We start from the raw sequence: 287 nt of genomic DNA, 5'->3' as shown, positions 1-287 counted from the left end.
GCCCAAAGACTCGTTCGTCGGATTCAAAGGCATGCTTGATCTGCGATTGACTGACGCCTAGGAAACGACCCAGCGCATAGGCCGCCAGCGCATTGTAGATGTTGTAGAGACCACCGATTTCAATCCGATATTCCTGGCCGTCAAGTTCAAACGTTGAGCTGGTTGGCGTCAGTTTTCCCAGTTTGGTAACGGCGTAGTCAAGCTTAGGACGCTTAAAGCCGCAATGTGGGCAGAAGTAGTCGCCTAAGCCGGCATAGGTGATCAGGTGGTAGTGCAGAATGTGCTGA

Annotated in this window: 1 pseudogene; it reads right to left on the bottom strand. The window is 52.3% G+C overall.

From position 1 onward, the window contains the following. Positions 1–287, bottom strand: a pseudogene (locus P0G09_RS20610) (DUF1727 domain-containing protein); the annotation flags it as partial.

The sequence above is a fragment of the Faecalibacterium sp. DFI.5.82 genome, assembly GCF_029076575.1.
GTDB classification, from domain to species: domain Bacteria; phylum Bacillota; class Clostridia; order Oscillospirales; family Ruminococcaceae; genus Faecalibacterium; species Faecalibacterium duncaniae.
Note: the sequence above shows the minus strand (reverse complement) of the source record. Positions and strands in the feature narration are given on the sequence as shown.